This window comes from Sphingomonas humi (assembly GCF_039536725.1).
Classification (GTDB): domain Bacteria; phylum Pseudomonadota; class Alphaproteobacteria; order Sphingomonadales; family Sphingomonadaceae; genus Sphingomicrobium; species Sphingomicrobium humi.
On record NZ_BAAAZD010000001.1, the window covers coordinates 1,485,464 to 1,505,295 of the forward strand.

Genomic DNA, 19,832 nt, shown 5'->3' on the forward strand with positions numbered 1-19,832 from the left:
GGCCGGGACGACGCTGCCCTGAGCCGTCATTGCGAGCGCAGCAAGGCGATCCAGGCGGTTGAGCCATGGATTGCCTCGCCTCCGGCCCGCAATGACGAGCGGGGGATCATGCAGGCTCCTCGAGGCTGTAGCCGAGCCCGCGGATGGTGGTGATGACGTCGGCGCCGAGCTTCTTGCGGATGCGGGTCACGAACACTTCGATGGTGTTGGAATCGCGGTCGAAGTCCTGGTCGTAGATATGCTCGATCAGCTCGGTGCGGCTGACGACCTTGCCCTTGTGGTGCATGAGGTAGCTCAACAGCTTGTATTCCTGCGCAGTGAGCTTCACCGGCTCGCCGTCCTTGGTGACCTTGCCCGAGCGAGTGTCGAGGCGGATGTCGCCGGCGATCAGTTCGGACGAGGCATTGCCCGACGCGCGGCGGATGAGGGCGCGGAGGCGGGCGATCAGCTCCTCCGTCTGGAAGGGCTTGGCAAGATAGTCGTCGGCGCCGGCATCGAGGCCCGCGACCTTGTCGGACCAGCTGTCACGGGCAGTGAGGACAAGGACGGGCATCCGCCGGCCTTCCTTGCGCCAGCGATCGAGCACAGTCAGGCCGTCGATTTCGGGCAGGCCGAGGTCGAGCACGACCGCGTCATAGCTTTCGGTCTGGCCGAGATAGTGACCGTCCTCGCCGTCGGTGGCGAGGTCGACCGCATAGCCGGCACCTTCCAGCGTGGAGCGAAGCTGGCGACCGAGCGAGGGTTCGTCTTCGACAATCAGGACGCGCATGAACGTGGTTCTCCCTTTGAGGGCTCTTAACACGCGCGAAGATGAACGGTTGCTTTGGCGAAATGAAGCCCCCGGCGCGATTACTCGCCGCTGCGCCTCACCACCCGGCCGGTCGCGGCGTCCACATCGACCCAGATCACCCGGCCGCCGCGCATGAACTTGAGGCGGTAGGTGCGCCCGTCAAATTCAGGACCGAGATAGTCGGCCCCGCCCATGAAGGGCATGACCCGGCGCTCGATCATCGGCAGCGGCATGGAGCGACCGTCGCGGGTTGCTTCGAACGCGCGATCCTGGTCGCGCGGACGCTCGGCCACCGCGGGGGTGCTGAAGGCGGCAACGGCCGCGAGGAGAGGAAGAATGATACGCATGTCTGTGTCCGGGGTGCGTTGTAGCACAAGGGTTTGAATGGGTTGTGAATGGCCTTTCGCAGCCGATCCCGTCACCCGGACCTGATGCCGGGTCCAGCATTCAGCGCTGAAGAGAAGAAGCGGCGTGCCGGGCCCGGCCCGGGATGACGGGAAGTGGCGGGTTCGCTAGAGCCCGGTCATGGCGCCACCCATCCTTTCGTTCGAAGATCTCGGCCTCGTCCAAGGCGAGGGCTGGCTGTTCCGGCATCTCGACGTTCATGTCGGCCCACGCGACCGGCTGGCGCTGATCGGCCGCAACGGAGCGGGCAAGACGACCCTGCTCAAATGCCTCGCGGGCGTGGTCGATACCGACGAGGGCAAGAGGATGGTCGTGCCCGGCAAGCGGATCGTGCTGCTCGAGCAGGATCCGCCGATGACCGGCCATGCGACGCTGGAGAACTGGGTGCTGGGCGGGGCCGATGCGCCGCTGCCGCACGAGGCGGCAGCGATCGCCGACCAGCTCGGGATTGACCTCGCGCGGCCGACCGCGACGGCGAGCGGGGGTGAACGGCGGCGCGCGGCGATCGTCCGGGCGCTGGCGCAGGAGCCGGACCTCCTGTTCCTCGACGAGCCGACCAATCACCTGGACCTTGCCGCGATCGACTGGCTGGAAAGCTGGCTGAACCGCTTCCAAGGCGCGTTCATCGTGATCAGCCACGACCGGACTTTCCTGACGCGGCTGACGAAAAGCTGCCTGTGGCTCGACCGCGGGCAGATCAGGCGGGCGGAGGTCGGGTTCGGCGGCTTCGATGCGTGGACCGAACGGGTCTATGCCGAGGAGGAACGCGCGGCCGAGAAGCTGGACGCCAAGCTCGCGATCGAGCTCCACTGGCTCCAGCGCGGCGTGACGGCACGGCGACGGCGCAACCAGGGGCGGCTGGCAAAGCTCGACGAAATGCGGGAAGCGCGGGCGGCGATGATCGGCGGGCCGGGCGTATCGAAACTCGGCCTCGCCAAGGACGATGCCAAGACCAAGACCGTGATCGACGCGGAGAAGGTGCTGAAGCGCTTCGGCGAGCGGACGGTCATCAAGGACTTTACCTTGCGCATCCAGCGCGGCGACCGGATCGGCATCGTCGGCGCGAACGGTGCGGGAAAGACGACGCTGCTGAAGCTGCTGACGGGCGAGATCCAGCCCGACGAGGGGCGGGTTACGCAGGCCAGGACGCTGAATGGGATCGTCATCGACCAGCAGCGCAAGCTGATGGCACCCGAGAAGAAGGTGCGCGACGTGCTGGCGGACGGGGGCGACTGGCTGGAGGTCCGCGGGGTCAAGAAACACATCAAGGGCTATCTGAAGGAATTCCTGTTCAGCCCCGAACTGACCGAGGCGCCGGTAGCCAGCCTGAGCGGCGGAGAGCGGTCGCGGTTGCTGCTGGCGCGGGAGTTCGCGCGGGCATCGAACCTCCTCGTGCTGGACGAGCCGACCAACGACCTCGACCTCGAGACGCTCGACCTTCTTCAGGAAGTCATCGCGGATTATGAGGGGACAGTGCTGATCGTCAGCCACGACCGCGACTTCCTCGACCGCACGGTGACGGTTACGCTGGGGCTGGACGGGTCCGGCCGGGTCGATGTGGTCGCAGGCGGCTATGAGGATTGGGCCAAGCGCCGGGCGGTCGCGAAGACTGCGGCCGCGGCTCCGAAGAAGAGGGTGGAAGAGACGGCTCCCAAGCCTTCCGCGCCTGCCCGCAAGCTCAGCTTCAAGGACCAGCGTGATCTCGACCGGCTTCCCGGCGAAATTGAGAAGCTGGAAGCGGGGATCGCTTCCGATGAGGCGGCGCTGGCCGATCCTGACCTTTATACCCGCGATCCCAAGCGGTTCGCGGCGCTGATGGCGGCGATCGAGAAGAAGCGCGCGGAAAAGGACGCGGCCGAGATGCGCTGGCTCGAGGTAGCGGAAATGGCCGAGGGGCTCGCGTGAAGGGAAGCCGGCTCGACGCGCCGCTGCTGACCGGGCTGGCGGCGCTGATCGCCTGGCTGATACTGTTTTGGTCGGGACCGCTGATCAACGATCCGGCGTGGCAGCTGTGGATCGGGCGGCAAATCAATGCCGGCGCGACGCTTTACGGCGACATCCTGGAGGTCAATCCGCCGCTGTGGTTCTGGATCGGCGCGGGGATCGAGCGATTGCCCGGATTGTCGGGCATCCACTGGCTGGCGGTGGCCTTCGCGGCCTATGGGGCAGCGGCGCTGACGGTGGCGTTGCGGCTGGTGGAGGATCGGGCGCAGCGCTGGGCTATTGTGCTGGGCCTTGCCGCGACCCTGTTCTTGACGTCCCCTTATGCACATCTGCAGCGCGAGCAGTTCCTGCTGATGAGCGTGCTGCCTTATCTGGCGCTGACGGCGCGGCGGGCGGAGGGCGAGCCGGTCGGACGCGGGATTGCGTTCACGGCCGGGCTGTTGGCGGCGCCGGGGCTGGCGCTGAAACATCATTTCCTGCTGTTTCCCGCGGTGCTGGAAGGCTGGCTGCTGTGGCGGCGGCGGCGCTTCGATATCCGCCCGGAGCATCTGGCACTGGCAGCGGGGGCGCTGGCCTATGCCGCCGCGGTGCTGCTGTTCGCGCCGACCTATCTCGGCACCATGCTACCGCTTCTGCGGGCGAGCTATCATGGCTACAATCCCCCGCTGTGGACGCTGTTCATCCAACCCGCGCTGGTGGTCGCCGTTTTCGCCCTGGTCGCGGCGTTGCTGCGGCGCGGAAAACTGTCGCCACTGGCGGGGGCCGCGGCGGCGGGGACCCTAGCGTTCGGGCTGGTCTTCATCCTGCAGGGCAAGGATTTCCATTACCAGGCGATCCCGGCGCTTGGCCTGGCGCTGGTGACGATGGTCGCGATCCTGCTGGACCGGCAGAGCCGCGACGGCAGACTGATCGCGCTGCTCGGCATCGCGGTCGCGCTGATGGTGCCGTTCAAGGCCGGCGGGGCGCGGCACGACCGGGTGTTCGTGGCCGCGGTGAGCGGGCTGAAGCCTGGCGAGGGAGTGGCGATGATCTCGGCGAGCCAGGCGCTGGCGTGGCCGGCGATGTACGAGCGCGACCTTCGCTACCGGGCGCGCACGATGGGGCTGTGGATGGTGCTGTCCCCCTGGCAGGCCGAGCTTGCACGATCGGGCGATCCGACCATGGCTGCGCTCGGCACGGCGGTGCGGCGCGAGCAAGCGGCCGAAATCGCCTGTCACCGCCCTGCGCTGGTGGTGATCGATACGCGCTACAAGGAAGAAGTGCCGGGCGGCGACCTGCTCAACTGGTTCCTGGCGGAGCCGCGGTTCCGCGACGCGCTGGCCGGGTATCGGGAGACACAGGCGACCGATTACTTGCGGCGGTTCGTTCCGGCAGGGGGGAGGGGCGGCACGTGTGTCGTGAGCGACTTGACGGCAGTGACGCGCCCGCTGCCGGGTCTTTGACGCAAAGGCGGTGGAGGACTGGCCTTGCGGCACGGCCCTCTACCGCCTGAATTCAGTGCTTAGGAGCCGAGGAAGGCGACAAGCTCGGGCTGGCTGACGCCGCCGCTATTGTCCTTGTCGGCCTTCTTGAAGGCGGAGGTCAGGTAGCCCTTGGTCGGGGCCTTGCCGCCGGAGGCGGACTGGAGCGCAGTCACCCACTTGTCGAATTCGGTCCGGCTGAGCGACTGGTTGTTGTTGGCGTCGTAGGTCGACCATTCGGCCGAGACGACCGAATCGACGCTTGTGCCGCCTTCGGTCGGAGCCAGGCTATCGGTCGTCGCCGGTGTGGCCGGGGTGGCCGGTGTCGCGGCGGTGCCGGTTGCCGGATCGGCGGGCGTTGCCGGGGTCGCGGGCTGCGTACCGCTCGGCGTGGTGACCGGCGTGGTGGCGGGCGTCGGGGTCACCGTCTGCGCGGCAGCAAGGGTGCTGCCGGCGACGAGTAGACCGAAAAGCGACGTCTTGATCATGTAAATTCTCCATCGTGCGATGCACTTTTCCCCCGCCGCGCGATGGGCGGCAGGGGTCAGGGAGAAGAACGAGGCAGGGAAGTTGCGGTGTCTCGGCCCAACCGCAAGGACCCGCAACCCGCCGTTAAGGGCCGAAAAACCGCCGATTAATGGTAACGACGAACCGTTGCGCGCTCTCAGGAATGGAGCTGGTATTGCTTCAGCAGGTCGTAAAGGGTCGGCCGGCTGATCCCGAGAAGCTTGGCGGCACCGGAGATATTATGCTCGGTCCGGACCAAGGCCTGGTGGATGGCGCGGCGGTCGGCCTTTTCGCGCGCGGCGCGCAGGTTGATGGCGTCGAACGCTTCTTCCGACAGGCCCGGCAGGTCGAGGTCGAGTGCGCCGACCAGCTTGCCTTCGGCCATGATGACCGCGCGCTTGATGCGGTTCTCAAGCTCTCGCACGTTGCCCGGCCAGCCGTAGCTGTCGACCGCGTCGACGGCGTCGGGGGCAAGGCCGGTGACCGGCACGTTCAGTTCCCGCGCGAAGCGGCGGGTGAAGTGGCGGGCGAGGAGGACAGCGTCACCCGGACGCTCGGCGAGCGAGGGGATGGCGACCACCATTTCGGCGAGGCGGTAGTAGAGATCCTCGCGGAAGCGGCCGTCAGCCTGCATCGTGTCGAGGTCCTGGTGGGTGGCGCAGACGATGCGCAGGTCGACCGGGATGGTCTGGCGCCCGCCGATCCGTTCGATGGTGCGTTCCTGGAGGAAGCGCAGCAGCTTGACCTGCAAGGGCAGCGGTACGTCGCCGATCTCGTCGAGGAAAAGGGTGCCGCCCGAGGCCATTTCGATCTTGCCAGGGGTGGTCTTGACCGCGCCGGTGAAGGCGCCGCGTTCGAAGCCGAACAGTTCGGCCTCGAGCAGGTTTTCAGGAATGGCGGCGCAATTGATGGCGACGAACGGACCCGATGCGCGGCGGCTCTTTTCGTGGACGGCGCGGGCGAGCAGTTCCTTGCCGGTGCCGCTGGCGCCCAGCAACATGACCGAGACGTCGGCAGGCGCGACGCGCTCGATCGTGCGGGCGACCTTCAGCATCGAAGGCGCGGCGGTGATGAGCGTGCCGAGCACGGTGCCGCCGTCGGATGCTTGCGCTTCGAGGCGATGGTTCTCGGCCTCGAGGGCATGGAGGTGGAAGGCGCGAGCGACGATCAGGCCGAGCTGATCGATATCGACCGGCTTGGCGTAGAAGTCATAGGCGCCGAGCGCGATGGCGTGGAGCGCGCTTTCACGGGCGCCGTGACCCGACGCGACGATGACCTTGGTGTCGGGCTTCAGGCGCAGGATCTCGGTCAGGGCCGCGAAGCCTTCGGTGGTGCCATCGGGGTCGGGCGGGAGGCCGAGGTCGAGAGTGACGACAGCAGGCTCGTGCAGGCGGAGCAGCTCAAGCGCTTCGGCGCGATTCAAGGCGCTGACGACCTTGTAGCCTTCGTAGGCCCAGCGGAGCTGGCGCTGCAAACCTTCGTCGTCCTCGACAACGAGCAGGACGGGGAGGGAGACGGGGTCGGTCATGCGATCAGTCTTTCGGGCATTTCGGCCGGCGGGGCCGGACTGAGGGGAAGCGTGATGGTGAAGCGGGTGCCGGCGCCGGGCCGGCTTTCGACGGTCAGGCGGCCGCCCATCGCCTGGACGAGGGTGCGCGCTTCGAAGGCGCCGATCCCGAACCCGTCCTGCTTGGTCGAGGCGAACGGGGTGAACAGGCGGGTGGCGATGAATTCGGCGTCCATCCCGACGCCCTGATCGCTGACCTCGATCCGCGCGTCGCAGTCGGTATGCGACACGCGCACCGACACGGGCTCACCGGCCGGGCTCGCATCGACCGCGTTCGCCAGGAGGTGGCGGATGGCCTGTTCGAGCGAATGGGAATCGGCGAGGACGTCGATCCCGCCATCGCCGAGCAAACGGACGTCATGATGGGCGCGGGGCGCGGCGATACAGCCGGCAAGCAGCGGACGAAGCTCGACCGGACCGAGCGGCGCGCGCCCCTGCGGCGTCGCTGCGGGGGCGAGGCGGGCGAGCAAGTCGTTCATCTTGCCGACGGAAGATTTGAGCGTCGCGACCATGTCGGCGCGCCATTCGGGATTGTCGGCGTGGCGCTCGGCGTTGCGGGCGATAAGGGTGAGCTGACTGACGAGGTTCTTCACGTCGTGAAGGATGAAGGCGAATCGGCGATTGAATTCGTCGAACCGGCGCGCGTCGCTTAGGCGCTGCTGTCCGGCCGCTTCGGCAAGACTTGCCGCAGCCTGGCGCCCGGCGGTGCGGAGGAGGTCGAAATCCTCCCAGTCGAGCGCGCGGCGAAGTTCGGGGGCGGCGAGCAAGACCAGGCCGACCGCGCGGTCACCGTGGACCAGGGGGACACCGACCCAGAGCGCAGGATCGTCGAGCAACCAGGCCGGAAGGGCGACCTTGCGCTGTTCGGACGAGGCCCAGCCGTGGCGATGCCCGTCGAATTCGAGAATGTGGCCGTCGCCGATCGCAGGCCATAGCGCGTCGAGTCCTTCGCCCGCGACCGCGCCGGCGGGCAGGCGATCGGCCCATTGCCACGAGCCGTTGACCACGAAGCGGCCCTCGTCAGGCACAAACAGGAGGCCGGCGGGTGCCTCGAGAATGTCGGCAAAGGCGCGGACGATCCGGCCCGAGAGGGGATCGTTCGTCCCGTCGACGCCGAGGGTCGCGGCGAAGCGCAGCCATTCAGCGCGATAGTCGTAGCGATGTTCGAAGAAATGCTTGGCGATCTTGACCCGCGCCCAGCTGCGCGCGCGGCGGCTGGGGAGGAGAACCGCAAGCGCCACGGTCATGCCGGCAAGGCCGAGGGTGGCGAGCCCGCGAAGCCAGTCGAAGGTGCCGACCCGAAGCGCCGCGGCGAGCAGCGCCATGACTGCGAAATAGGAGCAGATGGCGAGCAGCGAGAGGGACTGGAAGGTGGCGGCGCGGGACAATCGCGGGCGCCAGGCGGCGCTGTCGGCGCGGGTCAGGGCAAAGCAGGGCGCAGCGAGGACGACGACCACGCCCTTGAGATCGCCAAGCGTGGTGCCGAGCCCGAGCCCGAGCGCCTGCAAGGTATAGAGGTTGAGGTCGAACGCCCAAAGCAGCGCGAGGCCCAGCATCGGCAGGCGCATCGGTCCACGACTGGCGGCCGCTGCCTGGCCGTAGAGATTGTGCACCAGAACGAGCGCGCCGGCGGCGGTGATGGTGCGCAGAATCGTGCCGGTCGCCTCGAGCGCTTGGCGGTCGCCGGGGCGGGCGAAGGGGGCGAGGCTGTCGACCAGCGCCTGTGCGCCGAGGACCAGCGCGACCGCCCCATAGACGAGGCCGACGCCGCGCTGGCGGGCGCCGTCTTCGCCCGTGCTCGACAAGGCGTAGAGCATGGCGACCCAGACGAGGTTGCGCGCGGTTTCCGAATGATCGGCGAGCATGCTGCCGGCCATGACGCCGCCAAGCCAGGCCGAGGCGGCGGTGGTCAGCAGGCCGCCGAGCAGCAATTTCTGGGCGGGCCCCACGGCCCAGCCGCGCAGCTGCCACAGCAGGACGGTGGCCATCGCCACGGCGCCCAGTGCATGACTCCAGAAGGCGAGCAGGCTGTCCACGCCCGCACTGTCGGAGATATTTACAAAGGAAGCGTGAACAGCAGCGCGAGTAAACGCATCAGCCCGGCGGCGGTCGGAAACAGCCGGGGCTTAAGTGCCTCGGCCGGGTCGAGGTCAGCGCGGCTTGAACCCCTCGATCACGGCCGCTTCCATCGCGACCATGGCAGTGCCGATCACCTTTTCAGCATCGGGTGCCCACAAGGGCGAGTGAAGACCGGGCATCTTGGTCGTCACGCCGCCCGCTTCGTCCCACCGCGCCTGGGGAACGCCGCCGACCCAGAACAAAAGGCTGCGGCCCTGCGGATTGGCGATGAGGAAGCGGCTGAAGTCCTCGCCCACCATCGCGGCCGGGACCATCCGCACGCGGTCGGCGCCGAAGACATTGGTGAACAGCGTACGGCTCTCCGCCGTCAGATCGTCGCTGTTGACCGTGGCGGGGGTGTAGGGATCGCGCACGGTGACTACCGGCATGCGGTCGTCGGGCACCCCGGCGGCGATCGCCTCCCCGCGGGCGATACGGCGGATCCCGTCGAGGATGCTTTGCCTGACTTCGGGCGTGTAGCTGCGGACGGTGATCTGCAGCTTGGCCTCGTCCGGAATGATGTTGTGCGTGGCGCCGGCGTGGAAGCTGCCGACGGTGACGACGGCAGGATCGAACGGATTGCGTTCGCGGCTGACGAGGGTCTGCAATGTGGTGACGATGCGCGAAGCGACGACGATCGGGTCACGCCCGTTCTGCGGCGCCGCGCCGTGGCTGCCGACCCCGCGAACGGTGATGTCGACGCTGTCGACATTCGCCAGCGCCGGTCCGGGCGTCAGGCCGATGGTCCCGGCCGGAAGCGAGGCGCTGTTGTGGAAGGCAAGCATCGTGTCGGGCTTGGGAAAGCGAGTGAACAGGCCGTCGGCAAGCATCGCCGCGGCGCCTTCGCTCGTTTCCTCGCCCGGCTGGAGGATCAGGACGAGCGTGCCCTTCCACTTCGCCTTGTCACCGGCGAGGCGGCGGGCGGTGCCGATCAGCGCGGTCATGTGGGTGTCGTGGGCGCAGGCGTGCATGACGCCGGTATCGACGCCCGAGCGCGCCTTGGTGCGGACCTTCGACGCGAAGGGTAGCCCGGTCTTTTCCTCGAGCGGAAGGCCATCCATGTCGGCGCGGACGAGGACCGTCCGGCCCGGGCCATTGCGCATCACGGCAACGATGCCGGTGCCGCCGACCTTTTCCGTCACCTCATAGCCAAGCTTGCGCAGTTCGGGTGCGAGGCGGGCGGCGGTCTTCGTCTCGCTCATGGCGAGTTCGGGCGCGGCATGAAGCTCGCGGTAGAGGGCCATGAGCGGCGTGAGCTCGGCGGGAGACGGAGCCGGGGCAGGGGCCTGGGCGGCGAGGGCCGTGGCGGCGAGGAGGGTCAGCATGACCGCAAGCCTAGCGCGCTAGGAGGAGGGCACAAGCTCCACCACGTCGATCAGGCTTTCGAAGCGCGGATAGGGAAGAATAAGGCGCCATTTGCGTGGCCCTACCCGCTCGACGAAGCCGGCCAGGTCGCGGTCGTCGTCGGCACCGTAGGGAACGGCGCGGCGTTCGTCGCCGATCACCAGGGTGCCGAGGAACACCTCACGCAACTGGTCGTGCGGGAAGATGTAGCCGACCTGCCGCTGCGAGCCGCTGAGCTTGGTGAAGGCCTGCAGCTTGCCCGACTGGGCGATGCGGCAGTTGAAGGCAGGGTAGGAGACGAAAGGCAGCAGGCCTTCGGCGCGGGCGCCGAGCTTGATCACGCGGCAGCGATAGTCGCCGTTGGGAATGGTCCCGCCGACCGCCGCATCGGGTTCGAGGAGGAAGCCTTCGCGGGTGATGGCGACGGTGTTTCCCGATGCCCTGGCCTGGTTGAGACCCTGCACGAAGGCGGTGCGCCAGTTGCGCAGCCGCTCGCGGTCGTTCGGCGTCGCGACGGTCTGCCATGAGGCGGCATTGGCGACCGGGCCAGCGGTCGGACGCTCGTTGGGCGTGCAGGCCGCAAGGGGCAGGAGGGCGAGGAGCAGAAGGAGCTGTTTCATCGTCATCGCGAACGTAGCGGAGCAATTGGCGAGCGGGAACCGGATTGCTCCGCCTCTGGCGCGCAATGACGGATGGCCGTCACTGCGCGGTCCAGCCGCCGTCGACGCTGAGATTGGCGCCAGTCATGCTGCCCGCTTCCGGCCGGCAGAGGAAAAGGGCGAGCGCGGCAACCTCGATCGGCTCGACGAAGCGCTTGGTCGGCTGGGCGGCGAGGAGCACGTCGTTCATGACCTGCTCGCGGGTCATGTTGCGCGCCTTCATCGTGTCGGGGATCTGGTCCTCGACCAGCGTGGTCCAGACATAGCCGGGCGAGATGCAGTTGACGGTGATGCCATCCCGTGCGGCTTCCAGCGCCACCGACTTGGTGAAGCCGGCGACGCCATGCTTGGCTGCGACATAGGCGCTCTTGTTGGGCGACGCGACAAGGCTGTGGGCGCTGGCGGTGTTGATGATCCGCCCGAACCCGCGCTGGCGCATGGAGGGGAGGCAGAGGCGCGTGGTGTGGAAGACGGCGGAAAGGTTCACCGCCATGATCCAGTCCCACTTGTCGGGCGGGAAGCTTTCCACCGGCGAAACATGCTGGACGCCGGCATTGTTGACGAGGATCGACGGGCTTCCGAGCTCGTCTGTGCATTGTGCGACCAGCCCATCGATGGCGTCGGCGCTCGACAGGTCGGCGTCCGAAAAGCCGGCGCAATCTTGTGACAGGGCGGCAAGTTCGTCCTTGAGCGCGAGATTGGCTTCGCGGTCGCCAAAGCCGTGCAGCATGACGCGCGCGCCCTCAGCAGCGAGTGCGCGCGCGATGGCGAGGCCGATACCGCTGGTCGAGCCGGTCACCAGCGCGACCTTGTCCTTGAGGATCATCTTGCTTCTCACTCCTTAAGCATCGTCTTTGCGAGGAGCGCCGCGACGATGCAATCCATCTGGCGTCGCCCTATGGGATGCTTCACCCGCGGCCCGCAACGATGAAGTGCAGCCGCTTGCAACTTCGTGCCCTCACCGATCATTATGGGTCCGCAAGGGAGAGATATGCATGCGGCTGGATGGACCAGGCAGTTCGAACTTCGAGGACCGGACCGGCCAGAGCGGCGGCGGGTCGATCCTGGGTGGCGGCGGCGGCCTGCTCGGCATGCTGGTGCCGTTCGTGCTCAGCCGGTTCGGAATCGTCGGGCTGCTGATCCTCGCGCTTGGCTATTGCGCGCTGAGCGGGCTTGGCGGCGGCGGGATTCTTGGCGGCGGCGGTGGGAGCCCCACGGTCCAGCAGGGCGACAAGGAGGCAGCCTCGCGGCTTCCGCAGCAGACGCAGCAATTCCTGACCCAGGTGCTGGGATCGACCGAGCAGGTGTGGGGCAAGCTGTTTTCCGCTGCCGGCCAGCAATATCAGCCGACTACCCTGGTCGCCTACCGCGGCGGCACCTCGACCGGGTGCGGCGCGGGCCAGGCGGCGATGGGTCCGTTCTACTGCCCCAACGACAAAAGGGTCTACATCGACCCCGACTTCTTCAACGAGCTGTCGAAGCGCTTCGGCGCGCCGGGCGATTTCGCCCAGGCTTATGTGATCGCGCATGAGGTCGGGCACCATGTCCAGGACCTCGAAGGGACGCTCGACAAGGCGAGCCGGGCGCAGGCCTCGGTTGGCGGCGCGCAGGGCAATGCGATCCAGGTTGGCGTCGAACTCCAGGCCGATTGCTATGCCGGTGTGTGGGCCAAGAATGCCGTTCGGTCGGACGGGACCGCGGTGCTTGAGCAGGGCGATCTGGAGGAAGGCCTGACCGCCGCGCAGGCGATCGGCGACGACACGCTGCAAAGCGGCGCCGGGCAGGCGGTGCGGCCGGAAAGCTTCACCCACGGTACCAGCGCCCAGCGGGTCGAGGCGCTGCGACGCGGCTACAGCACCGGCAATCCGGCCAGCTGCAACTACAATCGCGTTTGACGTCGGTGCCAAGGTTGATGCCAGGTTCGGCATCGCCACGGCGTCAATTGACAGGTCGTTCGGCCTGACAGCGACAAGGGCCGTGCTGCATGGTGAATGCAGCACGGCCCTTGCGCGTGATCCCTACAGCTTGACGAGCATCTTGCCGGTGTTGGCGCCTTCGAACAGGCCGAGGAAGGCGTCGGGCGTCTTTTCGAGCCCTTCCATGATCGTGTCGCGGCCCTTGACCGCGCCGCTTGCTACCCACGGACCCATCTCGGCGTAGAATTCGCCGTTGCGTGGGAGGTAGTCGGTGTAGATGAAGCCCTTGAGCATGATGCGCATGGCGATGACCCGCATGATGTAGCGCAGCTGGGTCGGGGCGCCGCTGTTGTAGCCGTCGATCATGCCGCAAATGGCGAAGCGCGCGTCCTTGCGGGCCAGCGCCAGCGCAGCATCGAGATGCTCGCCGCCGACATTGTCGAAATAGACATCGATGCCCTTGGGCGCGACTTCGGACAGCGCCTTCACCAGCGGAACGCCAGCCTTGTAGTCGATGCATTCATCGGCGCCGAGAGACTTCACGAAGGCGACCTTGTCGGCCCCGCCGGCCGAGCCGATCACCGTCATGCCCTTGGCCTTGGCGATCTGCACCACCGCCGAACCGACCGCGCCGGCCGCGGCCGAAACGAACACGATGTCGCCGGCCTTGGCCTTGGCCGCATCGAGCAGGCCCCAGTAAGCGGTCCCGCCCGTCAGGCCGAGGTTACCGAGAAAGGCCTGCGGCTCGACGCCGGGGATGGTGGGCAGCTTGTTCAGCGCCTGGGCCGGGACGACGGCTTCATCGCGCCAGCCCGCCATGTGGAGGACCTTGTCGCCGGGCTGGAAGTCGGGCGAGCGGCTTTCGACCACCTCGCCGACCGCGCCGCCTTCGAGCGGTTCGCCGACCTGGAACGGAGGGACGTAGCTTTTCACGTCGTTCATCCGGCCGCGCATGTAGGGATCGACCGACAGCCAGTGATTGCGGACGTGGACCATGCCCTCGCCGAGTTCGGGGAGCTGGATGTCCTTGAACTCGAAATTGTCGCTGGTGGGGAGCCCGTTGGGGCGGCTCTTGAGGTGCCAGGCTTGGGGCATGGGATCGGGTCCTTCGGTGAAACGAAAAAGGCCCGGACACCGCTGGGGTGCCCGGGCCTCCTCGTCAAGCCGCTTGGGGCGGCTTACTTCTTGGTAGTGCGGCTGCCCGTAGTCGAGCTGTCGCCGTCCTCGTAAGTGCCCGAGAAGCTCTGGTCGAGGATGTGGGGACCCTCGCCCGTACTGGTCCCGGTGCCGGTCTGGCCCGACAGGCCGGTCGGCTGGTTGGTGGTCGCCTGCGGCGAACGACGATCGGTATCGTCGGTCGATCCGCCGAACAGCCCGCCGAGCATGCCACCGTCCTGCTTGCCTTCGTCACGCTCTTCGGTGAGACGCGAGCGGATCGAGTCCTTGGTGCCCGTCAGGTAGACCTTGCCGTCCTCGACGCGGTCGAGCAGCGAACAGGTGAAGCTGCGATGCACGCCATGCGCTTCGGGATCATTCTTGGTCAGAATGACCTTTTCGCCGCGGACCTTGTCGACAGTGCCGATGTGCTGGCCGGTTTCGTCCACCACTTCGGCATGCTCGCGGATGCTCTGCAGCAGCTGGCGCTTGGTCTGACGCTGCTGGCGGAAGCCCGAGAATTCATTCTCGAAGCGGCTCTGATGCTCGCGGCAATATTCGTCGTAATCGCGATCGAGATCCTCGATCTGGCGCTGGCGCCAGGACGAATAATGCTCGTCGTGGGGCGAGCGCATGCCCGACCCGCCGAATGCGGACTGGCCCGACTGGCCGAACGCCGACTGACCGCGGTCGGTCTGGCCGTAATAGGAGGCCGAGCGATGCTGGTCGCTGTCCTGGTCCTGGAAGCGATCCTGGCTGCCAAATTGCTGCTGCCCGAAGTCCTGGCCTCCCATGCCTGAACCCGAGCGGCCACCCTGGCCGAGCGAGCCGCGGCCATAATCGCCGGTCATCGGGCGATAACGGTCACTGCCCTGGCTCTGGAAACCGCGCTGCGAGCGGTCTTGGTCATAGCGGTTCTGGCCACCGCCAAGCGACTGGCCCTGGGTATCGCGGTAGGAGCCGCTACCTGTCTGGTTATAGCTGGACGGATAAGTGCGGTTCTGGCCGAGGCTCGAGGTGTCGCGATCCTGACGGCCGAAGCTGTCGTTGTTCTGGCTGCCGTAATCGCCGCGCCCGAAGCCGCCACTCTCACCGCCGCCACGGCCATATTGATTGCGATAGTCGCCTTCGTCGCGGCCGCGACCGAGGCTGCTCGACTGGCCGCCGCCGAAAAGCGCGCCGCGGTCCGAGCGTCCGAAGCGGTCGTCTTCGCGGCCACCGCGCTGGCGGCCTTCGTCCTGGTCATAGGCGCGCGGTTCGTAGCTCGAGCGGCCGGACTGCTGGGTCTGGCCGTAGCGCGTGCGGCTCTCGTCCTCGCGGCTGCCGCTATCGTCGTCGTTGAAGAAATTGGAAACGCTGTCGATGGCGCGGTCGAAAAATCCGCGGTCGTCATTGCCGCCGCTGCGCGTGCCGCGCTGGCGGTCGTCACGATAACCGCGGTTGTCGCGGTCGTCATACCGGTCGTAAGCCATCTACTGTCCTCCTTGGGGGCAACCGCGAAAGGGGGGCGCGGGTGCAGAGATGAAACGACAGGCACGGCTTGCCGTTCCTACGGCCAAAGGCAGGTCGAGGCCGCGCAGGGCCGAAACGAGGCTGGTTCGGTGGGCGCCAACAAAAGCGCGTTGCAAGGGTGGCAAAGCGCGGCTAGAGGCGCTGTCGCAACCGGTGCGGGGCTGTAGCTCAGATGGGAGAGCGCTGCAATCGCACTGCAGAGGTCAGGGGTTCGATTCCCCTCAGCTCCACCATCCGCGCCGGTAGAAAAATCGTAAGAATATCAGAGACTTAAGCCACAGCACGTTAACGGTGCCGTGGGTTGTTGCGGGTTTTCCGCTGCTGTGTGCCTAGCTGCAGCGCAGTAATTTTTGGCGGATATCTGACATTTTTTCTTCGGATGCCATGTACATATCTTTGTACATAACCCCAGTCGTATCTTTAATTGACGCGCAAACTCCGCAGAAGTTACGGAAAAACCTAAGCATTTTTCCGGTGAACCTCTACAGTGTCTAATGCCAGTCATAGCCGCAGCGGGGCGGCGTACACGAGCATACAGCGCCTCAATGATGATCTTCAGATCGCCCAGCGGGCCGATCAACGAAAAGGCACTTGGTATCTCCATCGGCTGGGACCCAACTGGATACGCCGCAGTCTCGGCACTTCCGATATCAGAGAGGCGCGAGCCAAGGCGTTTGAGGCGCATCGGCTTTGGTACGATGATCCGGCAGCTGATTGGATGGCTGCACTCGGCACGAGCCGCCTGCAGGTCAGTTTCAAGCATCTCGCCGAGGACTGGCTGAAAACGCAGACGAAGGACTATGACTACAAGGCTGCTGTCGTTCGAAAATTCCTGATCCCATTCTTCCATGACGAGCGGAACGTCGGCAACGTCGGCGCAATCGACGACGCGCTCCTCGACGACTATAAAGTTTGGCGGCTAAACTTTTGGAAGCAGGCACCTGCCAGTGCGCTGCGCAGCACCAAAGCTGGCTCGAAGCGGAGCAAACACTACGGCGTCCCGAGCGCGACGACCCTCAATCGAGAAAGTCCAACGCTTCGCCAAATCCTGAACTACGCAGCGAAAAAGGGTCATTTCAAGAACCGACCGGTGCCCGTCCTGGCTGTGGAAATTGGCAAGGCAAACCCACGCCCAGCTTTCTTGGGCGGTGATTTCGATAGGTTCGCAGCGGAAGCTGAAACGTGGATAGCGGAAGCGTCGGATGGCAAGCATCGGCAACGTCTTCAGCTGCTAGCTGATTGGATTTGGGTTGGACGTTATACCGGCATCCGCCTCCCTCATGAAGCGGACAAGCTAACGTGGGGGGATGTGAGGCTCGACACCAAGCTGCTTCATATTGCCGAGAACACCAAAACGGGGCGGCGCGATGTTCCGCTGAACGACGAAGCTGCATCGCGTTTAACCGAGATGCGCGGCAGGCGATCCAAGTTCCTCAGCATGGCGAAGCGAAAGTTCAACAATGCCGAGTGCGTCTTCGTCCAAGAGGACGGAACACCGTTCAGAGATTTGGGCGGCCTCTTCAATGAGCTGTTGAAACGCTGCAATTTCCCAACTCGCACGGATGGTGCAGCCTATTCTCCATATAGCTTGAGACACACGTTTGCGACGTTCTCACTGGCTGAGGGGATGACGGGTGATCACGTTGCCGAGATCATGGGCACGAGCGTCAAGATGCTAAACACCCACTATAAGCACGGTACGATCGAGCAGACGCGTCGCTACCTTGAGGAGCATCGTCGCGCGCTGGAAGTCGATACCGCCCATGCCGCTGCTCCGCTGACCTTGGACATCGTGGACATCGACGAACTCCCTCAAGGGGATTGGCGCAGAAAGCGGCTTGTACTTTCGCCGTCCTGACCCGTCCGTCGTCCTCTCCGCTGCTCATGCTTGGGCTGCCAAAGTCTCCGGTCGTTTGAGTGGCGGAGCGGCGTTACGAATGTAGCAACGTGCGTTGACAGGAGTGTCACTTGAGGTTCGTCGCATATTACCGAGTATCGACCGCCAAGCAGGGGCAAAGCGGGCTTGGACTTGAGGCGCAGCGCCAAACAGTGCTGCGAAGTGTCGGTGATGGTGAACTCCTTGAGGAGTTTACCGAAGTCGAGAGCGGCAAGCTCAACAGCCGCCCTCAATTGCAGGTCGCCCTCAAGCACGCGCGGCTCACCAAGAGCACGCTGATCGTTGCCAAGCTCGATCGGCTTAGCCGCAATGCCGCGTTCCTCAACGAACTATTTGATGCGGACGTGCCGATCCGCTGCGCCGATATGCCGTTCGCCGATCGCTTCACGGTCGGCATTCTCGCCCAAGTTGCCCAATGGGAGAGGGAACGGATTAGTGACCGCACCAAGTCTGCACTTGTGGTAGCGAAGGCCCGCGGGCGTATTTTGGGAGGCAAAAGGGTGAACCAGCGCTGCGTGGGCGCGGCTGAGCGTATCAAAGCCCTTGAGACAAGGCGGTTTGCATCAGAGCAGCGCAAGCTAGACGTGATGCCCTACGTCGAGGCAGCTCGTGCCGCCGGCCACACAAGCCTCCGAGGTATAGCGCGATATTTGAACGCCCGACGGATCGCAGCGCCGCGCGGCGGCAATTGGCAAGCTGCTCAGGTCGCAAGGCTGAAGACTGAAGCGAGCTGAATAAAGGGTGGCAACTTCATCGCTGATCCACCGTAAGAGCACTTGTTTGACTTGCGCGGCTCGCGGAGCGGGCGCTATTTCCGCAGTGTCGGCTCGTCTGGGGTAGTATGAAGTCATTCGCGTTTGAGGAACTTCCTACCAGCGACCTCCATGTCGATGCCCTTTACCATGGCGGAAGGCGCGGCAACGCGGGCGATGATCCGCTGGGCCCGCTACTTCGCGTGAGCAACAGTGGAGGCTTTCGTTACCGGGGCAATATGGACCGGTTCAGCCTTATCGTACTGACGACATCAATGTCGGACCATGACTGGCCTGACAGCATCGATCGGGAAACGGGCGTGTTCACGTATTATGGCGATAATAAAGTTGCCGGCCAGAAGCTGCACGCAACACCACGACGCGGGAATGAGCTCTTAAGACGCGTTTTTGCCGACAGTCACGCCGGCTTGGAAGGCCGCCGGCGAGTTCCGCCAATTCTGGTCTTTTCGACAGCCCACACCTTTCGCGATGTTCGCTTCCTCGGGCTGGTGGTGCCCGGCACACCAACTCTTACCAAAACCGAGGATCTGGTAGCGGTTTGGCATGACGGCGGCGCGGGAAGGTACCAGAATTACAGGGCGCGCTTTTCTGTTCTCAATGCAGCTGTCCTGTCTCGAGCCTGGCTGACGGACATCATCGAGGATCGGGATCCTTCCGCCAATGCTCCGCGAGCCTGGAAATTATGGGTTGAAACTGGACAGTACGATGCACTCAAGAGCAACCGGTCACGCCCCTGGCGAAACAAGAATGAACAGCTACCGGCGAGCGACGATGGAAGGGCTGTTCTTGCCGCTATTCACGGGCACTTTTCAGGCAGGCCCCATGCTTTTGAACATTGTGCGGCGAGGCTAGCCGAGCTGCTGCTCCCGAATGCGCACAATATTGACGTCACTAGGCCTTCGCGCGACGGCGGCCGTGACGCGCTTGGCAAACTAAAGATCGGTCGGCTGGGAAGCTCGATTGACGTCGACTTTGCACTTGAGGCCAAATGCTACGCTCCTGGAAACTCAGTAGGCGTTCGCGAGATGTCCCGCCTGATTTCGAGGCTCAGGCACCGACAGTTTGGTATCCTTGTCACGACCGGGTACGTCGACCAGCAGGCATACAAGGAAATCAAAGAAGACGAGCACCCAATCCTTGTCCTATCGGGTGGCGATATCGTGGACCTCTTGAAGGCAAGCGGCCACTCAACGGCAGCCCAGGTGTCACATTGGCTCCAAACTGAGTTTCCTGAAGGAGAAGAACAGCCCTGACAACGACAAAGGGACAGTCGCATGGGGCTGAAGTCCCCGGCCGTCTGCGAAGACCTGATTTCAGCGATACTTCGCCCGGCCGAAGACGAAACATGGCCGCCATACGGGGAACCGATACCCGACCCGAGCTTAGGGTACGCCGGCTCCTTCATCGTTTGGGCTATCGGTTCAGAGTTCACGCAAGAGACCTGCCTGGTCGCCCCGACATCGTCTGGCGTTCACGGCGCAAGGCAATCTTCGTAAACGGTTGTTTTTGGCACTTTCATCGATGCGCATCGTCCGTGCTGCCAAAGACGAGGCGGGACTGGTGGGAGCAGAAGCTTAGGCGCACCGTCGAGCGTGATGAGGTGAATATTCGAAAACTGATGGAACTCGGCTGGGAGGTTCTTACGATCTGGGAGTGCACGCTTGAGGACGAGGTCACGCTCAACGAGAAACTGATCGAGTTTCTGGGCCCCGTCAGGCTCGACGTCTCCCCGGCACCTGCTAAGACCAAGCATGGCAATAGGGCTCAGGGACTCGACTAAACGTG

17 protein-coding genes and 1 tRNA gene are annotated in these 19,832 nt (G+C 65.2%); 8 read left to right on the top strand and 10 right to left on the bottom strand.

Features of this window, described 5'->3' with window-relative positions; all coding sequences use genetic code 11:
* Positions 1-106: 106 nt before the first annotated feature.
* Positions 107-769: a response regulator transcription factor gene (locus tag ABD729_RS07380; RefSeq protein ID WP_344709512.1), complete on the bottom strand. Its 663-nt coding sequence runs from the start codon at positions 767-769 to the stop codon at positions 107-109.
* Between the two features lie 80 nt (positions 770-849).
* Positions 850-1,137, bottom strand: coding sequence for a hypothetical protein (locus ABD729_RS07385; RefSeq protein ID WP_344709513.1), 288 nt, complete (start codon positions 1,135-1,137; stop codon positions 850-852).
* Between the two features lie 178 nt (positions 1,138-1,315).
* On the opposite strand from ABD729_RS07385, the gene ABD729_RS07390 reads away from it, so the two are divergent.
* Positions 1,316-3,100, top strand: a complete 1,785-nt coding sequence (locus tag ABD729_RS07390; RefSeq protein WP_344709514.1) for an ABC-F family ATP-binding cassette domain-containing protein — start codon at positions 1,316-1,318, stop codon at positions 3,098-3,100.
* The gene (locus ABD729_RS07395) at positions 3,097-4,581 is read left to right on the top strand and encodes a hypothetical protein (protein WP_344709516.1); all 1,485 of its coding nucleotides are present in this window, start codon (positions 3,097-3,099) and stop codon (positions 4,579-4,581) included. Before ABD729_RS07390 ends, ABD729_RS07395 begins: the two co-directional genes overlap by 4 nt.
* 59 nt (positions 4,582-4,640) lie before the next feature.
* Here ABD729_RS07395 and ABD729_RS07400 read toward each other — a convergent pair whose 3' ends face one another.
* The 6 genes from ABD729_RS07400 to ABD729_RS07425 all read right to left on the bottom strand — a co-directional run bounded on the left by ABD729_RS07400 (position 4,641) and on the right by ABD729_RS07425 (position 11,620).
* Positions 4,641-5,087 (bottom strand): EF-hand domain-containing protein, encoded by a 447-nt coding sequence (locus tag ABD729_RS07400; RefSeq protein WP_344709517.1) that lies wholly within the window; start codon positions 5,085-5,087, stop codon positions 4,641-4,643.
* Between the two features lie 176 nt (positions 5,088-5,263).
* Positions 5,264-6,634 carry a PEP-CTERM-box response regulator transcription factor gene (gene prsR / locus ABD729_RS07405; protein ID WP_344709518.1) on the bottom strand — a complete coding sequence of 457 codons (1,371 nt, stop codon included), beginning with the start codon at positions 6,632-6,634 and terminating at the stop codon, positions 5,264-5,266.
* Positions 6,631-8,709 (bottom strand): XrtA/PEP-CTERM system histidine kinase PrsK, encoded by a 2,079-nt coding sequence (gene prsK / locus ABD729_RS07410; protein WP_344709519.1) that lies wholly within the window; start codon positions 8,707-8,709, stop codon positions 6,631-6,633. Before prsK ends, prsR begins: the two co-directional genes overlap by 4 nt.
* 114 nt (positions 8,710-8,823) lie before the next feature.
* Positions 8,824-10,116, bottom strand: coding sequence for an amidohydrolase (locus ABD729_RS07415; protein ID WP_344709520.1), 1,293 nt, complete (start codon positions 10,114-10,116; stop codon positions 8,824-8,826).
* A gap of 18 nt (positions 10,117-10,134) precedes the next feature.
* Positions 10,135-10,755, bottom strand: coding sequence for a DUF4893 domain-containing protein (locus ABD729_RS07420; protein WP_344709521.1), 621 nt, complete (start codon positions 10,753-10,755; stop codon positions 10,135-10,137).
* Between the two features lie 79 nt (positions 10,756-10,834).
* A complete protein-coding gene (locus tag ABD729_RS07425) occupies positions 10,835-11,620 on the bottom strand; it encodes a 3-hydroxybutyrate dehydrogenase (protein WP_344709522.1) in 786 nt (261 codons plus the stop codon).
* Positions 11,621-11,789: 169 nt separating this feature from the next.
* Here ABD729_RS07425 and ypfJ point away from each other — a divergent pair, with 169 nt between their 5' ends.
* The gene (gene ypfJ / locus ABD729_RS07430; protein WP_344709523.1) at positions 11,790-12,689 is read left to right on the top strand and encodes a KPN_02809 family neutral zinc metallopeptidase; all 900 of its coding nucleotides are present in this window, start codon (positions 11,790-11,792) and stop codon (positions 12,687-12,689) included.
* Between the two features lie 123 nt (positions 12,690-12,812).
* Here the strand turns inward: ypfJ and ABD729_RS07435 are convergent, their stop codons facing one another.
* Both ABD729_RS07435 and ABD729_RS07440 read right to left on the bottom strand, forming a co-directional pair.
* Entirely contained in the window at positions 12,813-13,805 is a 993-nt protein-coding gene (locus ABD729_RS07435) for an NADP-dependent oxidoreductase (RefSeq protein WP_344709524.1), read from the bottom strand.
* A gap of 83 nt (positions 13,806-13,888) precedes the next feature.
* Positions 13,889-15,337 (bottom strand): DUF2171 domain-containing protein, encoded by a 1,449-nt coding sequence (locus ABD729_RS07440; RefSeq protein ID WP_344709525.1) that lies wholly within the window; start codon positions 15,335-15,337, stop codon positions 13,889-13,891.
* Positions 15,338-15,534: 197 nt separating this feature from the next.
* Here ABD729_RS07440 and ABD729_RS07445 point away from each other — a divergent pair.
* The 5 genes from ABD729_RS07445 (at position 15,535) to ABD729_RS07465 (ending at position 19,827) form a co-directional block, all read left to right on the top strand.
* A tRNA-Ala gene (locus tag ABD729_RS07445) sits at positions 15,535-15,610 on the top strand.
* Positions 15,611-15,864: 254 nt separating this feature from the next.
* Complete coding sequence (locus ABD729_RS07450; protein ID WP_344709526.1) at positions 15,865-17,235, top strand: tyrosine-type recombinase/integrase; 1,371 nt, start codon at positions 15,865-15,867, stop codon at positions 17,233-17,235.
* A 110-nt stretch (positions 17,236-17,345) separates the two neighbouring features.
* The gene (locus tag ABD729_RS07455) at positions 17,346-18,008 is read left to right on the top strand and encodes a recombinase family protein (protein ID WP_344709527.1); all 663 of its coding nucleotides are present in this window, start codon (positions 17,346-17,348) and stop codon (positions 18,006-18,008) included.
* 107 nt (positions 18,009-18,115) lie between these two features.
* Positions 18,116-19,300, top strand: a complete 1,185-nt coding sequence (locus ABD729_RS07460; protein WP_344709528.1) for a restriction endonuclease — start codon at positions 18,116-18,118, stop codon at positions 19,298-19,300.
* Positions 19,301-19,344: 44 nt separating this feature from the next.
* On the top strand, positions 19,345-19,827 hold the full coding sequence (locus ABD729_RS07465; protein ID WP_344709654.1) for a very short patch repair endonuclease: 483 nt from the start codon (positions 19,345-19,347) through the stop codon (positions 19,825-19,827).
* The last annotated feature ends 5 nt before the right edge of the window (positions 19,828-19,832 follow it).

Bases quoted from the DNA above. Each gene is read 5' to 3' on its own strand.
- ABD729_RS07425 (WP_344709522.1), bottom strand. From the start codon at position 11,620: ATGATCCTCAAGGACAAGGTCGCGCTGGTGACCGGCTCGACCAGCGGT.
- ABD729_RS07400 (WP_344709517.1), bottom strand. From the start codon at position 5,087: ATGATCAAGACGTCGCTTTTCGGTCTACTCGTCGCCGGCAGCACCCTT.
- ABD729_RS07440 (WP_344709525.1), bottom strand. From the start codon at position 15,337: ATGGCTTACGACCGGTATGACGACCGCGACAACCGCGGTTATCGTGAC.
- ABD729_RS07460 (WP_344709528.1), top strand. From the start codon at position 18,116: ATGAAGTCATTCGCGTTTGAGGAACTTCCTACCAGCGACCTCCATGTC.
- ABD729_RS07385 (WP_344709513.1), bottom strand. From the start codon at position 1,137: ATGCGTATCATTCTTCCTCTCCTCGCGGCCGTTGCCGCCTTCAGCACC.
- ABD729_RS07435 (WP_344709524.1), bottom strand. From the start codon at position 13,805: ATGCCCCAAGCCTGGCACCTCAAGAGCCGCCCCAACGGGCTCCCCACC.
- ABD729_RS07415 (WP_344709520.1), bottom strand. From the start codon at position 10,116: ATGCTGACCCTCCTCGCCGCCACGGCCCTCGCCGCCCAGGCCCCTGCC.
- ABD729_RS07390 (WP_344709514.1), top strand. From the start codon at position 1,316: ATGGCGCCACCCATCCTTTCGTTCGAAGATCTCGGCCTCGTCCAAGGC.
- ABD729_RS07380 (WP_344709512.1), bottom strand. From the start codon at position 769: ATGCGCGTCCTGATTGTCGAAGACGAACCCTCGCTCGGTCGCCAGCTT.
- ABD729_RS07420 (WP_344709521.1), bottom strand. From the start codon at position 10,755: ATGAAACAGCTCCTTCTGCTCCTCGCCCTCCTGCCCCTTGCGGCCTGC.
- prsR (WP_344709518.1), bottom strand. From the start codon at position 6,634: ATGACCGACCCCGTCTCCCTCCCCGTCCTGCTCGTTGTCGAGGACGAC.
- ypfJ (WP_344709523.1), top strand. From the start codon at position 11,790: ATGCGGCTGGATGGACCAGGCAGTTCGAACTTCGAGGACCGGACCGGC.